The sequence below is a fragment of the Chryseobacterium vietnamense genome (genome assembly GCF_031454475.1).
GTDB classification, from domain to species: Bacteria; Bacteroidota; Bacteroidia; order Flavobacteriales; family Weeksellaceae; genus Chryseobacterium; species Chryseobacterium vietnamense.
In genome coordinates this window covers 1,044,607-1,068,905 of sequence record NZ_JAVDQX010000001.1, presented here as the reverse complement: position 1 = coordinate 1,068,905, position 24,299 = coordinate 1,044,607, and the positions used below count along the sequence as shown (strand labels likewise).

Sequence of the window (24,299 nt, the reverse complement as noted above, 5' to 3'; positions counted from 1 at the left end):
CCAAAACCTCACATACAAGGCAGTCAGTAAAAAGCAATGTCATCACGATCAAAAACTAAAGTTCAGGTTCAAATATATTGAAATGAACTAAGCTCCATAGAAGTGCATTTAGCTAATTCTGAAACAAAAAAACAGAATGCTTTTTAAGCATCCTGTTTTTTTATATGTAAAAAGTCAATTTTGCTTGGCAAGTCAATAATAAATTTTTAAAAATTGACAGTGAAACGAATTCATTATTGACCATTCATTTTTTCATATTCAACGTTCGTTTACCAAAACCTTACATACAAGGCGGTCAGTAAAAGCAGTGTCATCACAATCAAAACTAAAGTTCTGTTGTCTACTTTAAACATCGTAGCATCAATGGCAAAAGCTTTAGGATTAATTTTAGGACCTGCAAGACTGATCAGAATCATGGCAATAATCGTGATAAAGAATGACCATCCCATATTGATCAGGAAAGGGATTTCGGTAATGGTATGCACTACTCCATTTTCCAGCTTTTCATAAGTGAAAGCAGTGTACATCCATGTCTCTTTCCCGAAAATTTCTACGGCAAAGCTGTTGAAGAAGATCGCAAGGACGAAGCCTAAAATCACTCCTACCAAAGCAGCAGTTCCGGTTGTTCTTTTCCAGAACATTCCCAGAAGGAACATGGCAAACACTCCAGGACTGATAAAGCCGGTATATTTCTGGATAAATGTGAAGCCTCCTTCACCCCCAATTCCCAAAACATCTGTCCAGGTGAATGCCAGTGCAGCCATCATGGCGATAATGATTACCCAGCGGCCTGTTCTCACCATCTGAATTTCGGTGGCGTCTGTTTTAAGGTATTTTTTATAGATATCGAGGGTAAAAATGGTTGAGATACTGTTTACTTTTCCTGCCAGAGAGGCGACAATCGCTGCCGTTAATGCTGCAATAGCCAGCCCTTTAAGACCGGAAGGTAGAAATCCTAAGATTGCAGAATAGGCTCCGTCTTTTACTCCATTAAATCCCGGAAGGTGTCCTTTTGAATATAAAACGTAAGCAGCAATTCCCGGAAGCATTACGATCACAGGCATGAATAGTTTCAGGAAACCTGCAAATAAAATTCCTGTTCTTGCCGTTTTCAGATCTGCTCCCAAAGCTCTCTGGGTGATGTACTGATTACAGCCCCAATAGTTCAGGTTAACAATCCACTGACCTGCAAAATACATGGCCAGCCCCGGCAGCACGACATACTTCTGTACATCAAGGTTCTGAGGCATTGCCAGCGTAGTTGTGGTCGTTGTTGGTTTTTGAAGAATCAGCTTAAAGTGTTGCGGAGCTTCATTGATCAGGGTATTGAATCCTGCCAGCGCATTTCCTACAGCCGCTCCATTGATTCTCTGGTCTACAATCTGCAAAGCCATATAAACCGTTGCAAAACCTCCGATAATAAGGACTGCTACCTGGATAACATCTGTATATCCAATTACTTTCATTCCTCCAAGACCGATCAGAAGGGCCATAAGCAAAAGAGCGATCATAATACCGTGAAGATGTTCTCCTCCCAGTAAAGTATCAATGGCAAGAGCTCCAAGGTAAAGAATGGAAGTAAGATTCACAATAACATACAGAAACAGCCAGAAGACTGCCATGATCAGCGAAACAGATTTATTATACCTTCTTTCCAGAAACTGGGGCATGGTATAGATCTTATTTTTAAGATAGATCGGAATAAACCAAACTGCAATGATAATTAGTGCAAGCGCAGCGATCCATTCGTAAGCGGCAACAGCGATTCCAACAAAGAAACCTTCACCGCTCATTCCGATAAACTGTTCAGCAGAAATATTGGAAGCGATTAAGCTGGCTCCAATCGCCCACCAGGTCAAAGATCCTTCTGCAAGGAAATAATCTTTACTTCCTGTAGATTCAGATTTTTTCTTTTTATAGATCCATAGTCCGTAGGAAGCTACCACTACGAAATAGATCAGGAATATGATAATATCAATAGTTGCTAATTTTCCCATGGTTTAGTTTTTAACGGAGAATTTATAGATGGTTTTCGACTGGTATTTCTGTCCGGGCTTCAATTCTGTAGAAGGAAAAGAAGGCTGGTTCGGTGAGTCCGGGAAATGTTGTGTTTCTAAGCAGAATCCTGTTCTGAATTCATTTTTACCGCCGGTTTTGGTGTCAAACTTTCCGTCGAGAAAATTACCGGAATAAAACTGCACACCGGGTTCATCTGTGAAGACTTCCATCAGTCTTCCTGTTCCCTGATGATACACTTTGGCGATGCTCCTCAGACCTTTTCCGTTCAGGATCCAATTATGGTCATATCCTTTTCCTTTTTTCAGCTGATCGTCGTCTGCATTGATATCTTTTTCAATTGGTTTTGAAACCGTGAAATCAAAAGGAGTTCCTTTTACGGCTTTCTGCTCACCGGTAGGAATCAGGGTTTCATTAACCGGAAGGAATTGATCTGCATTAATTTGCAGCTCGTGATCGGTAATCGTTTTAGTGAAATTTCCTGACAGGTTAAAATAGGAATGCTGGGTAAGATTTACCACTGTTGGCTTATCAGTTTCTGCTTCATAGGAGATTTCCAAAGTATTGTCGTCCGTAAGCGTGTAGAAAACGGTTGTTGTCAGTTTTCCCGGATATCCTTCTTCACCATCTGCACTGGTGTAGGATAATTTCAACGTTGGAAATTTTGCATCTTTTACCACTTCAATATTCCAGAATCTGGTATGAAATCCCTCTTTTCCTCCATGAAGGCTGTTGGGTCCATCATTTTTATCGATTTCGTATGCTTTACCTTCCAGTGTGAATTTAGCATTGGCAATTCTGTTACCATATCTTCCGATCAATGCACCGAAATAATACGGGTTGCCATTGAAATACCCTTCTGGTTTTGTAAAGCCAAGGACTACATCCTCATATTTCCCGTTCCTGTCCGGAGCGGTTAAAGAAGTGATAATTCCTCCGAAGTTGATGATCTCAACTTTCATCCCGTTTTTATTGCTTAAAGTATATTTTTTAATAGAATCGCCTTTTGGCGTCACTCCATAGTCTGAAGTATGCACATTCTCCATTTTTCCTGAAATATCCTGTTTGTTATTTTCTTTTCTGCAGCCGAAAATAATTAAAAATAATAAAATAAAAATGCCATTATGTGTTGCTTTTTTCATAATTATTTACATATTTTTTAAAATTAATTAACGATAATACATTTCATTCCAACGAAGTGTATTTTTAAAATCACGCATTCTGGTATCTTCATCAATAACTAATGATTCAATTCCAGCAATTTCAGCAAAATCCTCCAGCTGCTCTGCTGAAATGTTTTCACTGTAACATGTATGGTGCGCCCCTCCAGCCAGTATCCAGGCTTCTGCGGCGGTATATAAATCAGGAAGAGGTTTCCATAAAACCCTTGCTACCGGAAGTTTTGGCAACTCTTCTGTAATTTCCAATGCTCTGGTTTTATTGATCAGCAGTCTGAAATGGTTTCCAAAGTCCATCAGGGCAGCGTTGAGAGAATCAATGTTTCCTCTGGAATTGAAAACGAGACGCACCGGATCTGCTTTTCCCCCGATTCCCAGTGGATGAATCTCACATGAAGGTTTTCCGGCTGCCAGCACAGGATCTACTTCCAGCATGTGGGAACCTAAAATGGAAGGATTGGAAGGATCCAGATGATAGGTATAATCTTCCATAAAAGCATTTCCTCCTTCAAGGCCCTGCCCCATCGTTTTCATGGCACGCACCAGCGCTGCTGTTTTCCAGTCTCCTTCGCCTGCAAATCCGTATCCTTTCTGCATAAGGCGCTGTACGGCAATTCCCGGCAGCTGCTCCAGCCCGTGAAGGTCTTCAAAGGTATCTGAAAATCCTTTAAATCCTCCGTCTTTTAAAAATTTTCCAAGTCCTAATTCAATTTTTGCAGCGGTGTGCAGTGAACTTCTGTGGGCTCCTCCTGCCAAAAGAGAGGCTGCCATGTGATAAGAAGATTCATATTCTTCCATCAGGCTTTTTATTTCTCCTTCACTTACTGAGTTAATAACTCCTACAAGATCACCGATTCCCCAGGTATTCACTGAAAAGCCGAACTGGGTTTCAGCTTCAACTTTGTCACCGTCTGTAACGGCTACAAACCTCATATTATCTCCAAAGCGTGCAAATTTAGCTCCCTGCCAGTCGTCCCAGCCTGCAGCAACACGGCTCCAGTCACCGATCTGCTTCTGAACTCTTTCTTCTGACCAGTGCCCTACCACTACTTTTCTGCTCTTTCTCAGTCTGCTTACCATAAAACCGAACTCGCGGTCTCCGTGAGCTGCCTGGTTAAGATTCATAAAATCCATATCCATGGTAGACCACGGAATATCTCTGTTGAACTGGGTATGCAGATGCAGAAGAGGTTTCTGTAAGATTTTTAATCCTCTGATCCACATTTTAGCGGGTGAAAAAGTATGCATCCACGTGATAATTCCTATACAATTTTCTGCATGATTGGCTGCTGCAATGGTTTCAAATATCTCTTCGGTAGTTTTTACCGTTGGTTTTACAATGACTTTTACCGGAATGAAAGAAGATTTTTCAAGTTCTGTCACAATTTTTTGTGAGTGGTCTGCTACCTGTGCCAGTGTTTCTGGTCCGTATAAATGCTGACTTCCTGTGATGAACCAGACTTCTTTGGTATTGAGAGGTGTTAACATAATTTTGTTGATCGTTAGTTGTTTATGTTGAAGTGTTTAGTGTTTAAATTCCTGTCCATAGTAAGCGTTCTTGCCGTGCTTACGTTCATAGTGTTTTTTGATGAGTGATTCTTTCAGACGTTCTGCATCAGGATTGATCTGTCTGGTGAGATACGCCATTTCGGCAATGGTTTCGAGCACTTTGCTGTTGTAGACTGCTTTCTCAGCATTTTTTCCCCAGGTAAACGGACCGTGATTGCCGATCAGAACCATTTCTACTTCTTCCGGAGAGAGCTTCTTTTCTTTAAAGCATTCCAGAATCTGTATTCCTGTATTGTATTCGTAGTTTCCTTCAATCAGTTCATCCCGCATAGGTGGAGCACAAGGAATATCTGTTGTTAAATGGTCTGCATGGGTGGTCCCGAAAACAGGAATATCCATTTGTGCCTGTGCCCACGCCACGGAATAGATGGCATGAGTATGTGAAATTCCACCAATATTTTCCCAGTTTTTATACAGATAAGCATGGGTTTTGGTATCGGAAGAAGGTCTGAGCCTGCCCTCAATGACATTGGCATCAAAGTCCAGAATCACCATATCTTCCGGCTTTAAAACGTCATAAGGAACACCGCTGGGTTTAATGGCAAAAATGCCTTTGTCACGGTCTACAGCACTCACATTCCCGAAAGTATAGACCACCAGCTTCAGCGCATCCAGCTGCATATTCGCTTCATAACATTCTCTTTGGAGTTCTTTATAAGTATTCATTTAAAGTATCATTCAAAAGGTTAATATTCAGGAGTTCTGAAGTTCTTTTCTGTTGTTTTTCAGCTTGGTATTGTATTCTACAAAATCAGCGAGCTTCTGGTATTGCTGCATTAATTCTCTGTAATGCTGTACTTCTTCGGCTTTGGGTTGGTATTCCGCTTCAAATGCGGAGCCCATTTTCATGCTTGCTTCCTGAACGGTGGGATAAATTCCTGCTGATACAGCTGCATAAACAGCAGCCCCTAACGCGGGAGTCTGGTCCGAAGCGGCAACAACAATCGGCATATCCAGAACATTAGCGAGTGTCTGCATGATAAACGGCGATTTCCTTGCTACTCCTCCGATTCCGATCACTTTATTGATTTTCACACCTTCGTCTTCAAAACGGTCAACGATCTTTTTAGCTCCGAAACAAATGGCATTCACCAAAGCTTTGAAAATATGAGGAGCTTTTGTTCCCAGAGAAAGCTGGCTGATCGCTGCCTTAAGTTCCTGGTCTGCATCCGGTGTTCTTCTTCCGTTTACCCAGTCCAATGCAACCGGAACGGTATCTGAAAGAGGAATTTTTTCAGCTTCAAGGGTTAATTTTCTGATAAGTCCTGTCTCCATTTCTTCAGCAAGCTTTGTCTTCTGCTCATCTGAAATACTTTCAGATTGCATCATAACCTGGTGAACCGGCCACATCAGGATATCTTTATACCATGCCAGTACATCTCCAAAGGCAGACTGCCCTGCTTCAAGCCCTATCAATCCGGGAATTACGGAGCCCTCAACCTGTCCACAGATTCCTTTTACCGTTGTATCCCCGACAGCTTCCTGTGAGGCTACCATAATATCACAGGTAGAAGTTCCCATGATCCTGATCAGTGTATTTTCTTCCACCCTTGCTCCCACAGCTCCTGAATGGGCATCAAAGGTTCCTACGGTAATGATGGTTTTGGTGGTAAGACCTGTTTTTGCAGCCCATTCTTCATTCAGGTAACCGGCAATTTCATCTGAAGTATAGGTTTCCCGGTATAATCTTGCTCTGAGCGCTCCCAGAGAAGGATCAAGCCTGTTGAGGAATTCTTCGGAAGGCAGACCGTCCCATGACTCATGCCACATGGCTTTATGACCAGCTGCACAACGGCTTCTTTTAAAGGTGGCCAGATCTTTATGATCTGATAAAAGGAAAGTCAGATAATCACAGTGTTCCATCCAGCTATAAGCTACATTTTTTACTTCTGCATCTGCTCTGCTGATGTGCAGTATTTTAGCCCAGAACCATTCTGAAGAATAAATACCACCTTCATATTTTGTATAATCTTCACCACCCCATGTTCTTGCAAGGGTATTGATTTCTTCGGCTTCACGAATGGCGGTGTGGTCTTTCCACAGAACCATCATGGCATTGGGATTTTCTTCAAATCCCGGAACCAGGGCCAGGGCTGTTCCGTCACTGGTTACAGGAAGCGGTGAAGAGCCTGTAGTATCAATACAAATACCGACGATCTGCTCTGCCGGTAATCCGCTTTCTCTTACTACTTCTGAAATAGTCTTTTCCAGACCTTCAATATGATCTGAAGGATGCTGTCTGAAACTATTGGCTGAGGGATTACAGAATTTACCTTCCTTCCATCTCTGGTAGTAGCTGACTGAAGAAGTTATTTCGGAACCGTTTTCAGTATCAATTAAGACGGCCCGTACGGAATCTGTACCATAGTCCAGCCCGATAACATATTTTTTCATGGTGGTGAAACGTTTTTGATTGTTGAGATTTTAATTTCTCCTGATGAGATAAAAACAAATATAAGATTCTATTTTAAATAAATGTAAAAAATACACTTATTTTTCATAAACACATGTTTTACAGTTAATTAAATTGTTTTTAACTTTAAAACCACTAAAGAATTGGCCGGAATTTCCGTTGAAATTTCACCATTTTTGGCTTCAGAAATCTCTTCTTTAGGTTTTATGGACTCAGCATCGAAACTATTTTCAGTAGAAAGCTGTGGTGCAGACAAAAGGATTTTGGTTATTTCCTTACCTATTTTCAGAGTTCCGGGTTTGATATTTACTGTTTTAGCCTGAGTATCAGTATTAACTATTTTAATAATGATCTCATGAGTTTTAACATCCTTTACTGCTGTAGCGTATAATTTTTCCTGGCCGGATACCGCTTTTCTGTTGCTTTCTATTTTCAGTACATCCGTTCCTTTGTTGTTGGAGAATAATTTCTGAACATAATAGTTTGGGGTTGCATAAGATTTCAGATTATTGAACCAGATAAGATCAGGTGTCCACTGCCAACCATCAGCATGGGCAAAAAGCGGTGCATAGGAAGTCATATACACAACATCTGCATTTCTTTCAAGACCGGTCATAAAAGCGGCTTCCGAAAGGGCGGTCAGCCAGTTATTTTTATTATCAGGTTTTACCACTCCTACAGACTGCGCTGCGTATTCTCCGGCAAAAACTTTTGGTCCGGTACGATCATATTCATCATACCTTCCGGCGTTTTTCATAAACCATTCGGGTGAGTTGTAATAATGCTCATCTACAATCTGCGCATTAAGCTGCTTCAATTCTTTCCAGCCATATTCAAAGAATTCGCCATCAGGTGACGGTCCGCTTCCGGAAATAATCTTAATGTCAGGATATTTTGCATGAATGGCTTTTTCAAATACTTTATAACGTTCAATATAATCTGCTCCCCACTGTTCATTTCCCACTCCGATAAATTTTAGATTAAAAGGCTTCGGATGTCCCATTTCAGTTCGGATTCTCCCCCATTTTGTTCCGGAATCTCCGTTGGCAAATTCGATAAGGTCCAGGGCATCATGAACATAAGGATCGAGATTTTCCATTTTCACCAGTTCTGCCGTATTGAACTGGCAAGCCATACCACAACTCAGAATAGGAACCGGTTCTGCACCCAGATCCTCTGAAAGCTGGAAATATTCAAAAAATCCTAACCCGAAGGACTGTCCGTAATCCGGTGTAAGGCGATGCGGAAACCCTGTACTCCATTTATTGATGAGGTATTCACGGTCTGCCACATTTCCTATTGTTTTTTTCCATTGATAGCGTTCTGCCAACGTTCTTCCTTCAACAATACAGCCTCCAGGAAATCTCAAAAATCCGGGCTGCAAATCATATAGTTTCTGAACAAGATCTTTTCGTAATCCTCCTTTTCTGCCTTTCCAGGTATTTTGAGGGAAAAGTGAGATCATATCCATATTTACAATGCCGTTTCCTGTAAATGTGATCTGCAGTTTTGCTTTTTCTATGGTTTGCGGTGCTTTGAAAACGGCTGTATACTTCTGCCACCCCTTTCCTTTTATAAGTGTGGAAACTGAAGAAATTTCCTTACCGCTTTCATCAACAAGACTTGCATTTACCGCAGCAATATTTCCTGAAACATTCTCCAGATCAAAACTGAAATCATAATTTTCACCCTGATGAATACCTATTCCTCTGAATCCTTCATTCTCCAGAATATAATTTTTATCGTTCAGAACGGTAATTCGTGCGTAATTTTTATTGGTTTTGGCAGGCTCGGAATAAATGGTCAGAAACCCGGAATCAAGATTAGGAGAAAGTGTTTTTGTGTTGGGCTGTTTCCATCCTGTAAATGGCTCATCAAATTCAAAGCTTCGGTTTTTAATCAGCTCAGCATACAATCCGCCGTCTGCTGCAAAATTGATGTCTTCAAAGAAAATCCCATACATGGTAGGTTGTATTTTAACAGGTGCAGAAGTTTCTTTCAGATCCAGGCTAAAGCTACGAACCGTATTATTCTGAGCCGAAAAAAAAGCAGCACTGAGGGAAATTGCGATGGAAAATATTTTATTTTTGGTTGTCATAGATCGTATATTTTGAAAGTTGCAGTAATGTTTACAATGTTTACAAGTCTTCCTAATCAATTTTTATTTTACTGTTAACGGAATACTTTTCAATTCTGCATCATCAGAAGTTCCGCCATAAAAAATGGTATAATCGCCGGGCTTTGAAACCAGATCATCTGCTTTTTCATCATAAAAGGCAAATGAATCTTTGGAAAGGTTGAGTTGAATATTTTTTGTTTCTTTGGATTTAATCAAAGTTCTTTCAAAAGCTCTTAACGTTTTTACCGGCACGTGGATATCATTATTTCTTTTAATATAGACCTGAACCACTTCTTCGCCATCCCTTTCTGAAACATTGGTTACCGGAATTGTGATCGTCACATTTTCGTTGGTACTGATTGTATTTTTGCTCAGTTTTGAATCTCCGTAAACAAATTTGGAATAACTCAGCCCATGCCCGAAAGGATAAAGAGGCTTTTCCGTCATATAACGGTATGTTCTTCCCTGCATATCATAATTTTCAAATCCCTCATGCTTACTTGTCTTTGAAAGAGCATTGTCCAGCTGTTCCAGGTTTTTATAAAAAGTAATGGGTAATTTTCCGGAAGGATTATAATCCCCTGCCAAAACATCTGCTACAGCCGTTCCTCCGGATTGCCCGCCATACCAGGCATTTAATAAAACATCGTAATTTTTTTCATCCTGTTCCAATCCCAGAGCACTTCCGGTGCAAAGAACAAAGACAACAGGTTTGCCGGTTTTTCTAAGCTCTGCCAACAGGTCCCTCTGGACTTTAGGAAGGGCAATGGAAGTTTTGTCACCTCCTTTGAAGCCTTCTGCATTCACCATCATCTCTTCACCTTCCAGACTCGGAGAAAGTCCGCCTGCAAAGACAATGACGTCTGCATTTTTCACCTTTTCTCTCACCGAAGCAAAATTAACAGGGTCTTTTCTGTAGACTTCAAAGCTGATGCTTACATATTTTCCTTTTTGTGTATGACGCAGCTCTATCTGGTATTCTTTTCCTTTTTCCATTTTTACAGGAAACTCCGAAGGATGTCTTGCATCAGGTCCTTTCCTTGTGGCGATTTCTTTTCCGTCCACAAAAAGTGTATAGATATCAGAAGTGGAAGCAGAAAACACGACATCTCCTGTATAAGTGCTTTTGAAAATTCCTGAAATGATGGCTGAGGTATTTTCTCTTCCTACATTGGGTGCGAGCTGGGTTCCTCCAAAGCTGTTGTAGCTGATGGCGGTGGAATTTACGGAAGTATTGGCCGGCTGCCCTTTGAATTCATTGTTATTGAAAAACTCTACTTTCATTCCTTTCGCGCCGTTTTTCTGACTGATGAAATTCTGATAGAGTGACGTTCTGGACGAAGGATCTGTTACTTCACTTCCTTTTTCATAAATAATTTCAGCATTCGGGAATTTGGTTTTGATTCCGTCTAAAATCGTTACAATGGAAGAAGGCGTCCCGTTATAGTTTCCTAACTGCATCAATCCGTCATCAGCATTTGGGCCTACAACGGCAATTTTTTTAATACTTCTGCTGAGAGGCAAAATATTCTTTTCATTTTTCATCAGCACAATTGATTTTTGTGCCATTTTCAGTGCCTGCTTTTTATGTTCTTCAGAATCTACTACAGAATATGGAATGGTATTCCAGTGAACGGAAGATTTCGGATCAAGCATTCCCAGCTCAAACCAACCTTTCAGGATTCTGCGCATCGATGCATCGATATCATTTTCGGTAATCAGCCCGCTTGCAAGAGATTTATTCAGATTGTTATAGGTATCTCCGCATTCCAGATCCGTGGAATGTTTCAAAGCATCTGCTGCGGTTGTTTTCTCATCAGGATGGGTGCCATGATATTTTTTCTGAAAGAAATCGGCCAGTGCCCAGCAGTCCGAGACCACCATTCCGTCATACTTCCATTTTCCACGGAGAATTTCAGTAAGCAAAGTATTGTTTGCACAGCATGGCTGGCCATCAAAAGCATTGTAGGCACACATTACTTCTCTTACATTTCCTTCCTGAACCAATGCTTTGAAAGCGGGAAGATATGTCTCATACAGATCTCTTTTTGAGATTTCTGCGTTATAAGAGTGGCGATTCCATTCCGGTCCGCTGTGTACTGCAAAATGTTTGGCGCAGGCATGGGTTTTAAAAAATTTCGGGTCGTTTCCCTGCAGGCCTTTTACTGCTGCAACACCGAGAACAGAGGTAAGATACGGATCTTCACCATAGGTTTCCTGGCCTCTTCCCCATCTTGGGTCACGAAAGATATTGATATTGGGGGTCCAGAAGGTAAGTCCTTCGTACCGCCCTGTTTTTAGAGCCTCATCAAAAGATCTGTTGTATTTTGCACGTGCTTCATCAGAAATCATTTCAAAAGTTTTAAAATGCTCCGGAACATCCCATGTGGCCGCCATCCCGATTGCCTGAGGAAAAACAGTAGCCGTACCTGCTCTTGCCACCCCGTGAAGTGCTTCATTCCACCATCCGTAGGCAGGAATTTCCAGACGGGGAACTGCCTGGGAGTTATCCATCATCATTCCTATCTTTTCTTCTGTTGTCAGTAAAAAAAGAAGGTTTTCTATTCTTTCATTAACCGGAAGGTCCGGATTTCTGAATGGGTATTTATAATGGCTTTGGGCAAAAAATAAAGGGGTTGCCAGGGTTGCACATAGGATTATTACAATTCTTTTCATAGGTATATGGTTTCAATAAAGTCCTAAGACTTTGTGGATTCTGTAATTAATGGTTTTCTAACCACAGATTTCACGGATTTTCACAGATGACTGCGCATATTTCTTTATAAGAATTAGGGATTAGTAAACTCCTAAGACTTTGTGCATTCTGTAATTAATGATTTTCTTACCACAGATTTCACGGATTTTCACAGATGACTGCGCATATTTCTTTATAAGAATTAGGGGTCAGTAAAGTCCTAAAAACTTTTGTGGATTCTGTAATTAATGATTTTCTTACCACAGATTTTCACGGATAATTATGTTTTCATTCTTATTTTATACACATTGCCCGTATCATTGAGCAGAAGTGCACTGAAAAACAAATATAATGTTCTATTTTAAATAAATGTAAATAATACACTTAAATTAATGATAAATCACAGTTATTTTTGGTTTTCATCTACGAAATTGTGGAAATAAGCCACCATAAGCAATGTTTATGATGGCTTAAATTCAATTTATTCTTTGACAAATTTTTGTTTTACCACTGTATTATTCTTTTGAGTAACCTCAATAAAGTAAATACCAGCGGGGAAATCTCCCACATTAATATGGTTTTTCCCTGAATTTATTTTTACTCTGGATCTGATGACACCACCTCTTCCATCAAAAATGGTTGCCGTAGCTTCTGAGAGATCAGAATCAATGAAAAGATCTGCTTTTGCCGGATTTGGATATATTTTCACACTTTCTTTTTGAGTCTCACCAGGAATATTTCTGGCACTTAACGATCCGAAATTTAAAGGGAGAACGTTGGCAGAATAGGCATTTTCTTCTGTAAGATATGCTTTGAAAGATCCTATTGCAGGCTCGCTTCCGGCCGTTACTTTATAGAAGCCTGTTACTCCGTTTTCTGTTTTCAGCACATAAGCATTGGCTGGAACTTTTATGCTCTGATAAACCCCGTTCATCTGATTGACAGTAATTGCTTTGGGAGTGGAAACATTTCCTGTACCGTTGAAAGTAATATTTCCTGTCGCGTTGATGATTACCGGAGTATTTGCAGGAATGATTCCGTTTGAAATTGCGGTACAGTTGATATAACTGGCATCCGGTGACATCATATAAGCAGTAACCCCGGACGGTATATTAGCCTGGAATGGCAGGATCAGCACATCATACCCATTAAATGTACGGCTGTAAGAGGCTGTATTGGCTGTGAAGTTAAATGGCACCTGAAAATCCATACCCTGACCGGAAAGGACAAGATTTGAACAAGCTGTCCCTGAAATCACATTATTGGCAGATGAAGTTACGTTTGAATTCACATAATAGATGCTGTTAGTGTTAGCACTCATAGGCTGCCAGTTATTGGAGGAAGTAACTCCTGCTGCATTTCTGAAGTCTACAGAAGTGTAATAGCCGTTTTCCAGGGCATCCATCAGATAGCTGTCGCTTGCGGAATAGGTTCCTCCAAATTTGGAAGCAATTTCATTACCCACATTGAAATAAACATCACCAAGATTAAGCGTAAGTACAGAGCTGTAATTGGAATTTCTCAGTCCTAAAATTCCTTTACATCCGTCTGTAAGAACCTGTCTTGAAATATCGAATGTGATATCGAAATTTCCTCCCTGCGGAAAATTAATCTTACCGTAATTATATGATTTGGTTATGCCCTGGTTATTGATATAGTATAAAGTAGTATTGTCCGAATAGCTTTGTCCTGCTGTCGTATAGCTTTTTACATGCAGAATCAGTTTATTGTACCTGTCATTAAGCTGAAGATATCCGTTAGATGCAGTCGTATTATTGCTGATAAGAGGACTTGGATTGGAGAATGTCACCGTTGTATTGCTGATATTGAATCCTGTCCCAAAAGATGTACTGGTAGCCGTTTGTGTTTCGATTTTATTATAATGAATATCACCACCTGTCATCAGAGAAGCAGGCCTGTCACCACTTTTATTAAAAACAAAAGTCATGACACTGGAAGGGCTGATATCAGCAGCTGGCCGGAATGTTGCCGTACTCAAAGAAATAGGTGTACTCACCATATTGGATTGTGTATTGGTCAATATCTTTGTTCCCGAAGTTGTATAAAAGGGCAGGTCAACTTTCAAACTATACGCATTCTGAGAAGGATTGATGACCATAAGAACAACCTGATTGCCATCCTGGGAAATATAGGAAGAGCCTTGTAAAACTCCGGTTTTGTCATCCCATTTTGCTTCTATTCTCGTCTTTCCTGTTGTGTATTTGGCATAATGTGAAAGAATATAGCCTCTTTTGGTCATTACACCTGCAGGAGTTCCGTAAGTTCCGTCACCCATTAAGCCATAATAACGTTTGGCAGAATAATGAATCCAGGCATTGACATTGCCCAATAATGCATTGTTGACACTGCTAGCGAAAGTAAAAGCATCTGTATTCCAGCTGAAATCACGGGCTGGCTGGGTAGATGAAGAGTTCCAGTTGATCAGATATTCTGTCTGCCAGATTTCTTTGTTGTAATTCTGGAATTGTTTGTAGGTAGACTGCATAAGCCCATATTGATGACCGCCATACACTTCAAAATTAGCCATTGCCGTAGGATCCAGCAAAGCATTGGCAAAATTATCCGTAAATCCCACACTTTCTGGAGCAATTACTTTACAGTTGATGAGTTGCCCGTAATTCTTGATAAAAGTAGCAATCTGTGTAGGTGTCCAAATACATCCCTGATACTGCGCCATTTCATCCGGCTCATTCTGGATTGAAATATAATCAAGCTCTACTCCATTGTTCTGAAGATAGGTAACAAAACTGTTAAGATAAAGCGCATAATCCTGATAATTTTCCGGCTTTAAATATCCGATCTGCTGTACTCCGTTGGCATCGGTATAGACTGCATTTACATGGTTATTGGTTTTCCAGGCTGCGGGCATTGTCCATGGTGAGGCGAAAATGATAAGCCCCATAGATTTGGCGAGCTGTGCTGTGGCAAGTACGGAACTCCAGTTGCTGCTGTTTTCAGGAATATACAATCTCATAATATTATATCCGCCTTCACTGGAAGCGCCCCAAAGTGTCTGAATTTCTGAGGTAGACATATGGTTATACGCAAACTGAGGACTGCATACAAATCCCCCGAATCCTTTTATTTTCTGATAAGATGTGTTCTTATCAATTTTTACAGTGGTAAGCTGTCCATGCAGCAGACAACTGAAAAACAATATAGAATGAATACTGACAAGATTTAAAAGTTTTTTCATAATGGTTTAGTTTTAGATATTCGTGATTTTGATTGCAAATAATTAGAGTAAGGGCAATAGAGTCCCCATCAAGACAGTTCATTTTTAAAAACCGTCAGGAAATATCCTGAAATAGATCAGGCAGCGATCTGTTAAATAAAGCTGTTTACAAAATCATCCGCTGTTTTTTTCTCTTCATTCTCTGTCAGGGAACTGTATTTCAGATTGGATGTGAATAAAGGTTAGTGTTTCATAATTAAAGTGTTGTTTGTGATGAGTATTGGGGCATTCAGTGAAGTATTTCGCTTTCGGGAGCGCCCAGATAAGAGGGTTTTAAACCTCCGGTGTTGATCAGGAGTTTTTCAAGGACAATTCCTGGTTCCAGCACTCTGAAACGTAAAGTATGTTTTCCTGTCTGCTGAACCGAATGTTTTGTAGCGGATTTAATGATATGTTCAGACTGCCATCTTCCCAATTCTCCTTTGTAATGGCCATTGAAGTTGACAATCTGCGGAGTTTCGTTGTCAAAAGAAATCTCATAACGCAATCCTTTATTATGATTAAAATTTAAAGTCGGAGCTAATAATAACTGGACTTCAAACTCACCTTTTGATTCAAAGTTTATATCATATTCAAGCCAGATATTTTCATCAGCTTTTGGATAGGCATTCTGCGGAAAGGTTGTCACGCCGGATTTTGTTTTTCCGAAATCAGGAATCACTTCCCAATGGATCCGGTCAGAATTACTCATTCTTGCAAAATTTTCTGCTTCAATGGAAACATAACCATTTTTCTCCTGAAATATCTTTTCTTTGGGAACTTCAGCGTCAGAAATATAGGTCACTTCTGGCATTATATTTTCTTTTCCGTCTGCCCAGCTTTTATATCCTATTCTCATCTGATCCATCATATGCTTCCATTTTCCTCCGGCAATCACATTATTGTATTGATTGTCCAGATAAGCGTTTCTTTCAAAACATGTCTTCACTTTATCTGCATAGAAATTGGCTTCCGGATCTTTTTTCGCTGCCAGTTCCCTGTTTTTTGCTACCGCGTAGTACATTTCGTACAAATTGCTGCATGCATCGATAGGATACAAAACCAACTGATAATACGCATCCTGATATTCTGCCGGAATCTGCTCTTTTAACCGTAAAGCTTCTACGGCCAATGCTCTGTAATCATTTAAAACCGTCTCAAATTCATGATAATTTTCAAGGCTGTACGTTTTGCTGTCAAGGGTTTCAGGGGTAACTCTTCTGTTGTATTTGGCATACAGATTAATCATCCTGGCAATTTCTTTGGCGTGTTTTTCACCAAACTGCTGAGCAGCCCATTTTTCAGTATATCCCAAAAGGTTTTTAGCGTTAAACTGTTTTGGATTCCAGGCCATTTCCAGGAAAAAGCTGATCGGAAATTCCATAGGTTTTAAATCTCCTACATTCACTACCCAAAGCTTATCTACTTTATGTTCGTAAGAAAGATTCATCTGTTCCCAGACTCTCTGGATGGGACTGATGTTGATCCATTTGGAGTTTCTCGGACCTCCTACATAATCGAAGTGGTAATAGATTCCATAGCCTCCTTTATGCAAAGGCTTTGAAAGGTCCGGAAGCTTTCTTACATTTCCCCAGTTATCATCACAGAACAACAGGATCACATCATCCGGAACCCGCATTCCTTTATCATAATAATCCTGAACTTCTTTATACAATGCCCAGACCTGAGGTGTTTTCTCAGCTTTTTTACCTGTAACATTTGCAATAATTTTACGCTGGTCTTTTACAATTTTCTCGAGCAGAGAAATATTGGTTCCCTCTCCCATTGCTTCGTCGCCGTCACCCCGCATTCCTACTGTAACGAGCTTTTCCCAGTTTTTGCTTCTTTCGAGTCCGGATTTCCAGAATTTCTGTAAAACGTCTGCATTTTTAGCGTAATCCCAGACATTCGGAAGGTTATTTTTTTTGATATACCTGTGCCAATCGGTTTGTGCCAAAGCCATAGGTTCATGGTGGGAAGTTCCCATAACAATTCCCATTTCATTTGCTAATGGCCCGCTCAGAGGATCATCGTCATAGAATGCTTTTCCCCACATTGCCGGCCAGATATAATTTCCTTTAAGGCGCAGGATCAGTTCAAAAACTTTTTCGTAGAACTTACTGTTTACTCCGCCAAATGTAGCTCTTGCCCATCCTCCAAGTGAAGGCTCTTCATCATTAAGGAAAATACCACGATATTCTACAGCAGGCTCACCATCGGTATAAATTCCTTTTTTAAAGTATACATTATCTTTTTTCTCAACCGGAACATCTGCCCAGTAATACCAGGGAGAAATACCTATCTGCTGAGACATTTCATAGATCCCATAAATGGTTCCTCTTTTATCGCTTCCTGCAATCACGATGGCCTCAGAAACGCCAGGAAAAGGATTGCTGACATTCTGAATGATATATTTTTCCCTTTTCCCCGCCAATGCTTTTCCATCCAGCTTTTTTTGTCTTATTAAATCATCAATGACCGATTTTGTCCCCACCGTTCCGATAATGAGTAAAGGTGACTGCAATCCTGATATACGGTTAAGAATCACAGGCTGCTCTCCTGTCACTTTCTCAAAATCGGTCTGCAGATTTTTCACAGCTCTCATAATTCCATGATCTATCCCGGAATTAGTAAAAATCGAAAGATGGAATGTTTTTTCTTTTAAAGCGATACTTCCGGAGGTTTTCTCAGTGGTGATGAACGGTTCTGCTGCATGAATTTGTATACAAAACCCAAATAATACAGTGAGAAAAAATATTTTTAGATGATTCATAATTAGTTTTTTTTAATTTCAAAAGCTTTGTAGTCTTTTTACTCAATTCAAACCTTACAGGTTTTAAAAACCTGTAAGGTTTACTTCTTTAATTTTTCAGTACAAAACCTCCCTGCGACTGCATTTCAATACTAAAATCTCCCCTGGCATTTACCTTTACTTCTTTCTCTGATGAGTTTCCTTTTGCATCATCATAGATCAGTTTTGCAGTTTTTCCAGCAAACATTGGAAGTTTTATTTTCAGTTTCCGGGATTGTTTTTCAGCATTTACACCAGCCACATACCACTGATCCGCATGTCTTCTCGCAACCACTGCATATTTCCCGGGATAACCGTCTACGAAAACTGTCTCATCCCAAAGTGTCGGGATTTCTTTCATAAAATCCAGCTGAAACTTCGGAGCATCGGTCAGGTTATTCGGCATGATACCAAACATCTGAACGGGATTCTGAAACAACACTGCTGTAGCCAGCTGAAAGCTATCCGTGGTATATCTTTTATTTTTGTCTCTGTTGGACTCCGTTAAATATGTATTGAGGAAAGTTCCTCCGAATTCCATACTTCCCACCGTATTTCTGATAAAAGGATGAAGCGTGGCAAAAAAAGCTTCCTGCCTGCGTACATCTTCTGAGAAATAGAGCATTTCTGAGGCAAGAACGGCCTCGCTTCCTGCATAATTCGGATACATTACTTCCCAGCCCCTCGGTAAAGTGGCCCCGTGAAAAATAATGGTTAATCCAAAATCATTGGCGTCGGAGAGAATGTCTTCGTAAAGACGCATGGTTTCCTGTTTGTCCCCTCCGAAGAAATCCACTTTGAGTCCTTTTACACCAACATCTTTCAGCCATTTCATTTCTTTTTTACGTTCAACGGATGAGCTCATTTTGTTTCTCGGTCCCATCGGTGCATCATTGGCTGCTCCGTTGGAGTTGTACCAAAGCAATACCCCAACATTTTTCGATTTTGCATATTGAATAAGCTCTCTCATGCGGTCTTTGCCTATGTTTTTATCCCAAAGCGCATCCATGAGAATAAACTGATATTTCAATGCAGCAGCAAGGTCTATGAATTTCACCTGATCATCATAATTCATGCTTTTGTCCTGCCACAGAATCCAGCTCCAGGTAGATTTCCCGAACTGATACTCCTGTGAAGGCTCATACATCGGATCTACGACATCAAAAGGAATGGTAGTCTCTACGATGGGTTTCAAAGAATTGCCCACTGTAATTGTTCTCCACGGTGTTTTTCCGGGAAGTGAAATGGCTGCTCCGGTACTTCCGAAACCATTGTTTTCCGCGATATCCGGATAGGCTACTTTGTAAAGGCTTTTTTCTGCTGTGGTTTCAAGGTGTGAAGCACAATATGTACTATTTACTCCTGTCTCGGAAAGCAATATCCAGCCTTCATTTCCAATATGGAAAAGACCAGGGAAAACATAGCCGTAATCGGATGGCAATCCCAGTTCAGCATCGGCTTTATAGCCACTTTCATAACTTGGTGCCGTGCGTGCAAAACCTGTCATCGGCTTCATCATAGGTGAAAGAAAAGTAGTGGTCTGTGAAGGGAATCTGTACCCTGTAATTTCTGACTGTACCACAACACTCAGCCGCTCTTTCATCGGTGGAATATTGTACCGGAAAGCAATATTATTGTTACTTACCTGAAATTCGATGCTGATCTGATGCTGGTCTGCATTGGTGAAATTAACGGTTAAAGTATTGGCATTATAATGAACCTCAGACTTTTTGATCCTTTGGTTCGTATATTTCTTAGAAACGATATCTTTTTGGCTGTCGGTAAATTTCAGGTTCTTTGAAAAATCGGACTCGTTGGTTACCAGGCCTAACGGGGATTTTTCAAGCATTGTTTTTCCCTGAAGGATAATATCATATAAGGCTTTTCCGTCTTCTGAAAAAACATGAAGCTTCAGTTGTCCGTCCGGACTTGAAATTTCTGCTACCTGTGCAAAGCTTTTGCTGATCAGAAACAAGCTGAATACAATATATAAAACTTTTTTTCTCATAATTAATTATTTTCAAGAAAGGTCCAGTAATCGAAATACATAATATCTGTTGAGGCTTTGCCATTGAATACAAAATACAGATCATGAACACCTGTGATTTTTTCAGCAAACTGAGCTTTTACGGTTTCCCAGCGGTCATCTCCACCCGTCAGCGGAACCTTTACCGTTGCAGCAACCGGTCCGTTCACAGCATCCAGATGAACGCTCATTGTTACCTCACTGTTATGTGTAGTTCCTACTCTTGCAGAAAAAGCTGCGGCTCCTTTTGTTCGGAAATCCACATTCTTTACACTGGTATAAGCACCATTTTTCTTTGCTTTGATGAAAACACCAGCCTCTTTATTCTGATAGGATTTTACATTTTCCGACCAGGCAATCATTTCTGCCTGATTGAATGAATAAGGATTAACGGTTGCGATAGCTTTTGTAATTCCGTTAGTCATTTTAAATGGTGAAATGGAGCCGTCTTTATTGAATGTAAGCTCTTCCAGGCTTACCGATCTTGTAAAACCGCTTCCGCCCGGCAATGCGCCATTGTGATAAAAGAAATAGGTTTTCCCGCGGAAATCAATAACTCCGGGATGATTGGTGAATGATTTCCCTTCCGTAGGCATCACAATTCCTCCATATTTCCAGGGTCCCTGTGCTGTTTTACTTGTAGAATATCCTATGAATTCAGGTAGCGGACCACCCGGCCAGAAAAGATAATACAGATTTTTTCTTTTGTACAGCCACGGTCCTTCCTCATATTTTGAAGGTCTTTCTGGGTTGGGTTTTCCGTCCCTTTTGCCAAATGATTCTTCGGTCATCGGGACTTCTACAATATTGCCGGAATAGGAAATCATATCTTCATTCAGCTTTACGTATTTAAGCTTAGGATTTCCCCAGTACATATGAGCCTGTCCGTCATCATCCACAAAAACCGTGGGATCAATATCTCCCCATTCGCTCTGAACGAGAGGTTTTCCCAATGGATCATGGAAAGGGCCAAACGGACTATCACCCACAGCAACCCCTATAGCGCCTTTGTTACTGGTTTTGGACCACATCGGAACATAGATAAAAAACTTTCCGTTTCTTTCTACACATTGTGCGGCCCAGGCATCGCGTTTTGCCCAGTCAAAGTCTTTATACGAGAGAATTGTCCCGTGATCTGTCCAGTTCACCATATCATTGGTGGAATATACTTTCCAGTCGTTCATGGTAAACCAGGTAGAATCGTCTTCATCGTGTGTGGTATACACATACAGCCTGTCATTGTAGACCATTGGCGCAGGATCTGCAGTGTAATTGGTCTGAATAATTGGATTCTGCGCAGATCCTATCGAAAATAAACCTGTCAGCGCAATGAAACTTATAAATATTGTTCGGATATTCATAGAAATTTGGATTTAAAACTTTAATCCTGTATTTATTGTGACTTCAGAATACGATTAACTTCTTCCTGATTGACAGGTTTGAAAAGCAGTTGCGAGAACAGATACAGATCATTTTTCCACACTTTGAAATCGTGGCCACCCGGTTCTACATAAAAAATATGCGGAACTTTATTGTCTGTAAGATAATCACTCGTTCTTTTGCTGAAAGGCATCAGTCTGTCCTGATCTCCGCATGAGATCCAGAGAAGTTTTAATTCTTTAGCTTTGGATGGATCCGGAAGAAGAAGTTGAGGTTCTTTGGTATTTGGAGCTGCGGAAAAGGCTCCCACCCATGCGAACTTGTCGATATTTCCCAGTCCGAAATTCAGGGTCTGCCCGCCTCCCATGGAAAGTCCGGCAATCGCTCTGTTATTTCGGTCTTTTTTCACCGGATATTTTTTTTCTACAAAGGGAATCAAATCATTCAGCAGGTCTTTTTCAAAGGTTGCAAAAGCTTCCACCTTATCCTTTGCCATGATGTCTCCGGTTGCCCTGTCGTCCTTCATCGCCCGGCCGTTGGGAAGTACAACGATCATAGGAGAAAGTTTTCCTTTGGCATACAGATTATCTAAAATAATTTGCGGAGTTCCGTTTTTGAACCACTCTTTTTCATCTCCTCCAATACCGTGTAGCAGATACAAAACAGGATATTGAGTGCCTTTTTTATATCCGGGAGGTGTATATACCAAAGCTTTACGTGTAGTTCCAACCGTTGCCGAAGAATACTGTATTGTATCTATTTTTCCGTGTGGAATTTCCTTTTTTTCTATATCGAAATCCCGGGGTACTTTTTTCTCAAAAGCCTGTGCAGAAATAAAAACTCCTGACAGCACGAAACCTAATGCTAATACAACTGATTTATTCATGATTTTTTATTTGTAGTTTTAACACTTATTATTTTAGATAAAAAAATAGCAATACTGTTTAATTATTTTTAACCACAAAAGGCACAAAAGTTTTAAACACTTAAGTTTTTTTGAGCCAAATCTTACGCATAATAAGTACACTTAAGTTTTGTGAAAATCTTTGATTTTCATCTATGTGAACTTCTCTTCGGAATCATTTTAAACTTACTTAGGTGAACTAAAGTGTTTTAAAATGAAGCTTTTGTGACTTTTGTGGTTAATAAAGTTTAAACATCTGAATACTTATTTTATTTATTTGTTTACAGCAGACTTTTCTCTGCTAATTTTGTTATTTTTCATTCTCGGCTTTATTGACTCTGAAAAAATCCACATCTATAAATCCTCCGGTATTTTTAGTGGCATAATTAAAAACTGCGAATTTTGATCCCATAAAAAATCTCCGGTAATCAAAGATCATTTTATAGTCTTTTGCCATTTTCATCCAGTTCTTCTGATCCGCACTGTAATAAAAGTCTGCAAGATCTTTCCCGAGGTTAAAATCGGCATCAATACGGAGGAAAACCTTATCCGAATTGAGAAGAATCCGTTTTTTCTCTTCTTTTTTAACTCCTGTAATCGCTTTGGTTTTACTATCCAGACTTACTTCATTGGTTGAAAAAACAATGAATTTTTCTTTACCTTCCTTTACTATTGACAAAATCCCGGAATCCCCGTTGAAAGCACTGAAACCTGCAACATCTCCATCTTTCATTCCTTTAAGATCCATTGCAACAACTGCTGAAGAAGTCGGGCCTTCCATTCTCTGGGTCAAAGTATTGGGTGCAGCGTACAGATTATCTACCATTCTGCTGGTTTTCAGCCTCAGAAAGCCTTTTCTTTCGGACAAAGACCATGCTTCATTTACGGGATTATGATTCCATTGCCATTGAATTTTCATTTTTTTATCAGAGAATTCATCACTTTCCACGAGATGATTTTTGGCTTTGAATGGCTGAAGAGGAACTTCTCCTTTCAAAGGAACTTTTCCGTCATCTCCCAGTACCGGCCAGTCGTTTTCCCATTGTACGGGAAGCAGCAGCGGAACACGTCCCACTCCGTTTCTGTCCTGGAAAATAAGGGAATACCAATTCCCGTTTTTATCATCAATCAAAGCGCCCTGACCTGCGTAGGAAAATCCTAAAAAATTGTCTTCCAGGATTACTTTTTTCTCATAATGACCCGTCACTTTATCTGTTCTGTAGACGACCTGACGGCGTTTTCCGTTTTTGGGCCAGGATATCATCATCATATAATATTTTCCGTTTCTTTTGATGATCTGGTTGCCTTCCAGAAGTCCGGTTTCCGAAGCATCTTTCTGAAACACTTCAGTTCCATCCGGATTTCCGATCACTTCTTTAAAATCGGGGCTCAATTCAAAAACTTTGTTGGAAGTGAAAACATATATTCTGTCATCATCATCAAAAAACAGTGAAGCATCATGAAAATGCCGTGTTCTTGTAATCAGTTTCCATTTTCCTTTTTCAGGATTATCAGTCACATAGAAATAAGATTTGAAAGGTTCATCATTCGGAGAGAATAAAACGTAGTACTTCCCTTTATGATAACGGATTGAGGAAGCCCATTGGCCTCTGCCGTAAACGGTTCCGTTCAATAAATCATATTTCGGGTTGTCATTCAAAGTATCAAAAACATATCCTGACATTTCCCAATGAACCAGATCCCTGGAATGCATCACCGGAGCTCCCGGCATCAGATGCATGGTGGTACTGATCAGGTAAAAATCGTTTCCATTTCTGGTAATGGATAAATCCGGTGCATCTGCCCAAATGATGGGATTAGTAAATGCTGTACTTTGTTTTCCGGAAGGATTTACCTGGGCTGAAAGAAGATTCAGCCCGATAAATCCCAATAAAGAAACTATATAAGATTTTTTGATTTTCAAAATGTACTGTGATATTTGGTTTTACTCTTTTTCAATCTTAAATGAAAAC

At 40.2% G+C, this 24,299-nt stretch carries 13 protein-coding genes; all 13 read right to left on the bottom strand.

What is annotated here, in order from left to right:
• Positions 1-269 precede the first annotated feature (269 nt).
• A complete protein-coding gene (locus tag J2786_RS04715; RefSeq protein ID WP_047430888.1) occupies positions 270-1,997 on the bottom strand; it encodes a sodium:solute symporter family transporter in 1,728 nt (575 codons plus the stop codon).
• 3 nt (positions 1,998-2,000) lie between these two features.
• A complete protein-coding gene (locus J2786_RS04710) occupies positions 2,001-3,158 on the bottom strand; it encodes an aldose epimerase family protein (protein ID WP_047430891.1) in 1,158 nt (385 codons plus the stop codon).
• Between the two features lie 27 nt (positions 3,159-3,185).
• Positions 3,186-4,682 (bottom strand): L-arabinose isomerase, encoded by a 1,497-nt coding sequence (gene araA, locus J2786_RS04705; protein WP_047430893.1) that lies wholly within the window; start codon positions 4,680-4,682, stop codon positions 3,186-3,188.
• Between the two features lie 36 nt (positions 4,683-4,718).
• Positions 4,719-5,429, bottom strand: a complete 711-nt coding sequence (locus J2786_RS04700; protein ID WP_047430895.1) for an L-ribulose-5-phosphate 4-epimerase — start codon at positions 5,427-5,429, stop codon at positions 4,719-4,721.
• Positions 5,430-5,456: 27 nt separating this feature from the next.
• Entirely contained in the window at positions 5,457-7,157 is a 1,701-nt protein-coding gene (locus J2786_RS04695) for a ribulokinase (RefSeq protein ID WP_310024114.1), read from the bottom strand.
• Between the two features lie 128 nt (positions 7,158-7,285).
• Positions 7,286-9,274 carry an alpha-L-arabinofuranosidase family protein gene (locus tag J2786_RS04690; RefSeq protein WP_047430900.1) on the bottom strand — a complete coding sequence of 663 codons (1,989 nt, stop codon included), beginning with the start codon at positions 9,272-9,274 and terminating at the stop codon, positions 7,286-7,288.
• 63 nt (positions 9,275-9,337) lie between these two features.
• Positions 9,338-11,971: a beta-glucosidase gene (locus J2786_RS04685; RefSeq protein WP_082001958.1), complete on the bottom strand. Its 2,634-nt coding sequence runs from the start codon at positions 11,969-11,971 to the stop codon at positions 9,338-9,340.
• A gap of 500 nt (positions 11,972-12,471) precedes the next feature.
• Positions 12,472-15,207, bottom strand: coding sequence for a T9SS type A sorting domain-containing protein (locus J2786_RS04680; RefSeq protein ID WP_047430906.1), 2,736 nt, complete (start codon positions 15,205-15,207; stop codon positions 12,472-12,474).
• A gap of 268 nt (positions 15,208-15,475) precedes the next feature.
• Positions 15,476-17,998: a glycosyl hydrolase 115 family protein gene (locus tag J2786_RS04675; RefSeq protein WP_047430908.1), complete on the bottom strand. Its 2,523-nt coding sequence runs from the start codon at positions 17,996-17,998 to the stop codon at positions 15,476-15,478.
• Between the two features lie 88 nt (positions 17,999-18,086).
• Complete coding sequence (locus tag J2786_RS04670; protein ID WP_047430911.1) at positions 18,087-20,024, bottom strand: glycoside hydrolase family 97 protein; 1,938 nt, start codon at positions 20,022-20,024, stop codon at positions 18,087-18,089.
• Positions 20,025-20,026: 2 nt separating this feature from the next.
• The gene (locus J2786_RS04665) at positions 20,027-21,403 is read right to left on the bottom strand and encodes a glycoside hydrolase family 43 protein (protein ID WP_052186964.1); all 1,377 of its coding nucleotides are present in this window, start codon (positions 21,401-21,403) and stop codon (positions 20,027-20,029) included.
• A gap of 32 nt (positions 21,404-21,435) precedes the next feature.
• Positions 21,436-22,308: an alpha/beta hydrolase gene (locus J2786_RS04660; protein ID WP_047430914.1), complete on the bottom strand. Its 873-nt coding sequence runs from the start codon at positions 22,306-22,308 to the stop codon at positions 21,436-21,438.
• A 328-nt stretch (positions 22,309-22,636) separates the two neighbouring features.
• Complete coding sequence (locus J2786_RS04655; RefSeq protein WP_082001959.1) at positions 22,637-24,250, bottom strand: glycoside hydrolase family 43 protein; 1,614 nt, start codon at positions 24,248-24,250, stop codon at positions 22,637-22,639.
• Positions 24,251-24,299 lie beyond the last annotated feature (49 nt).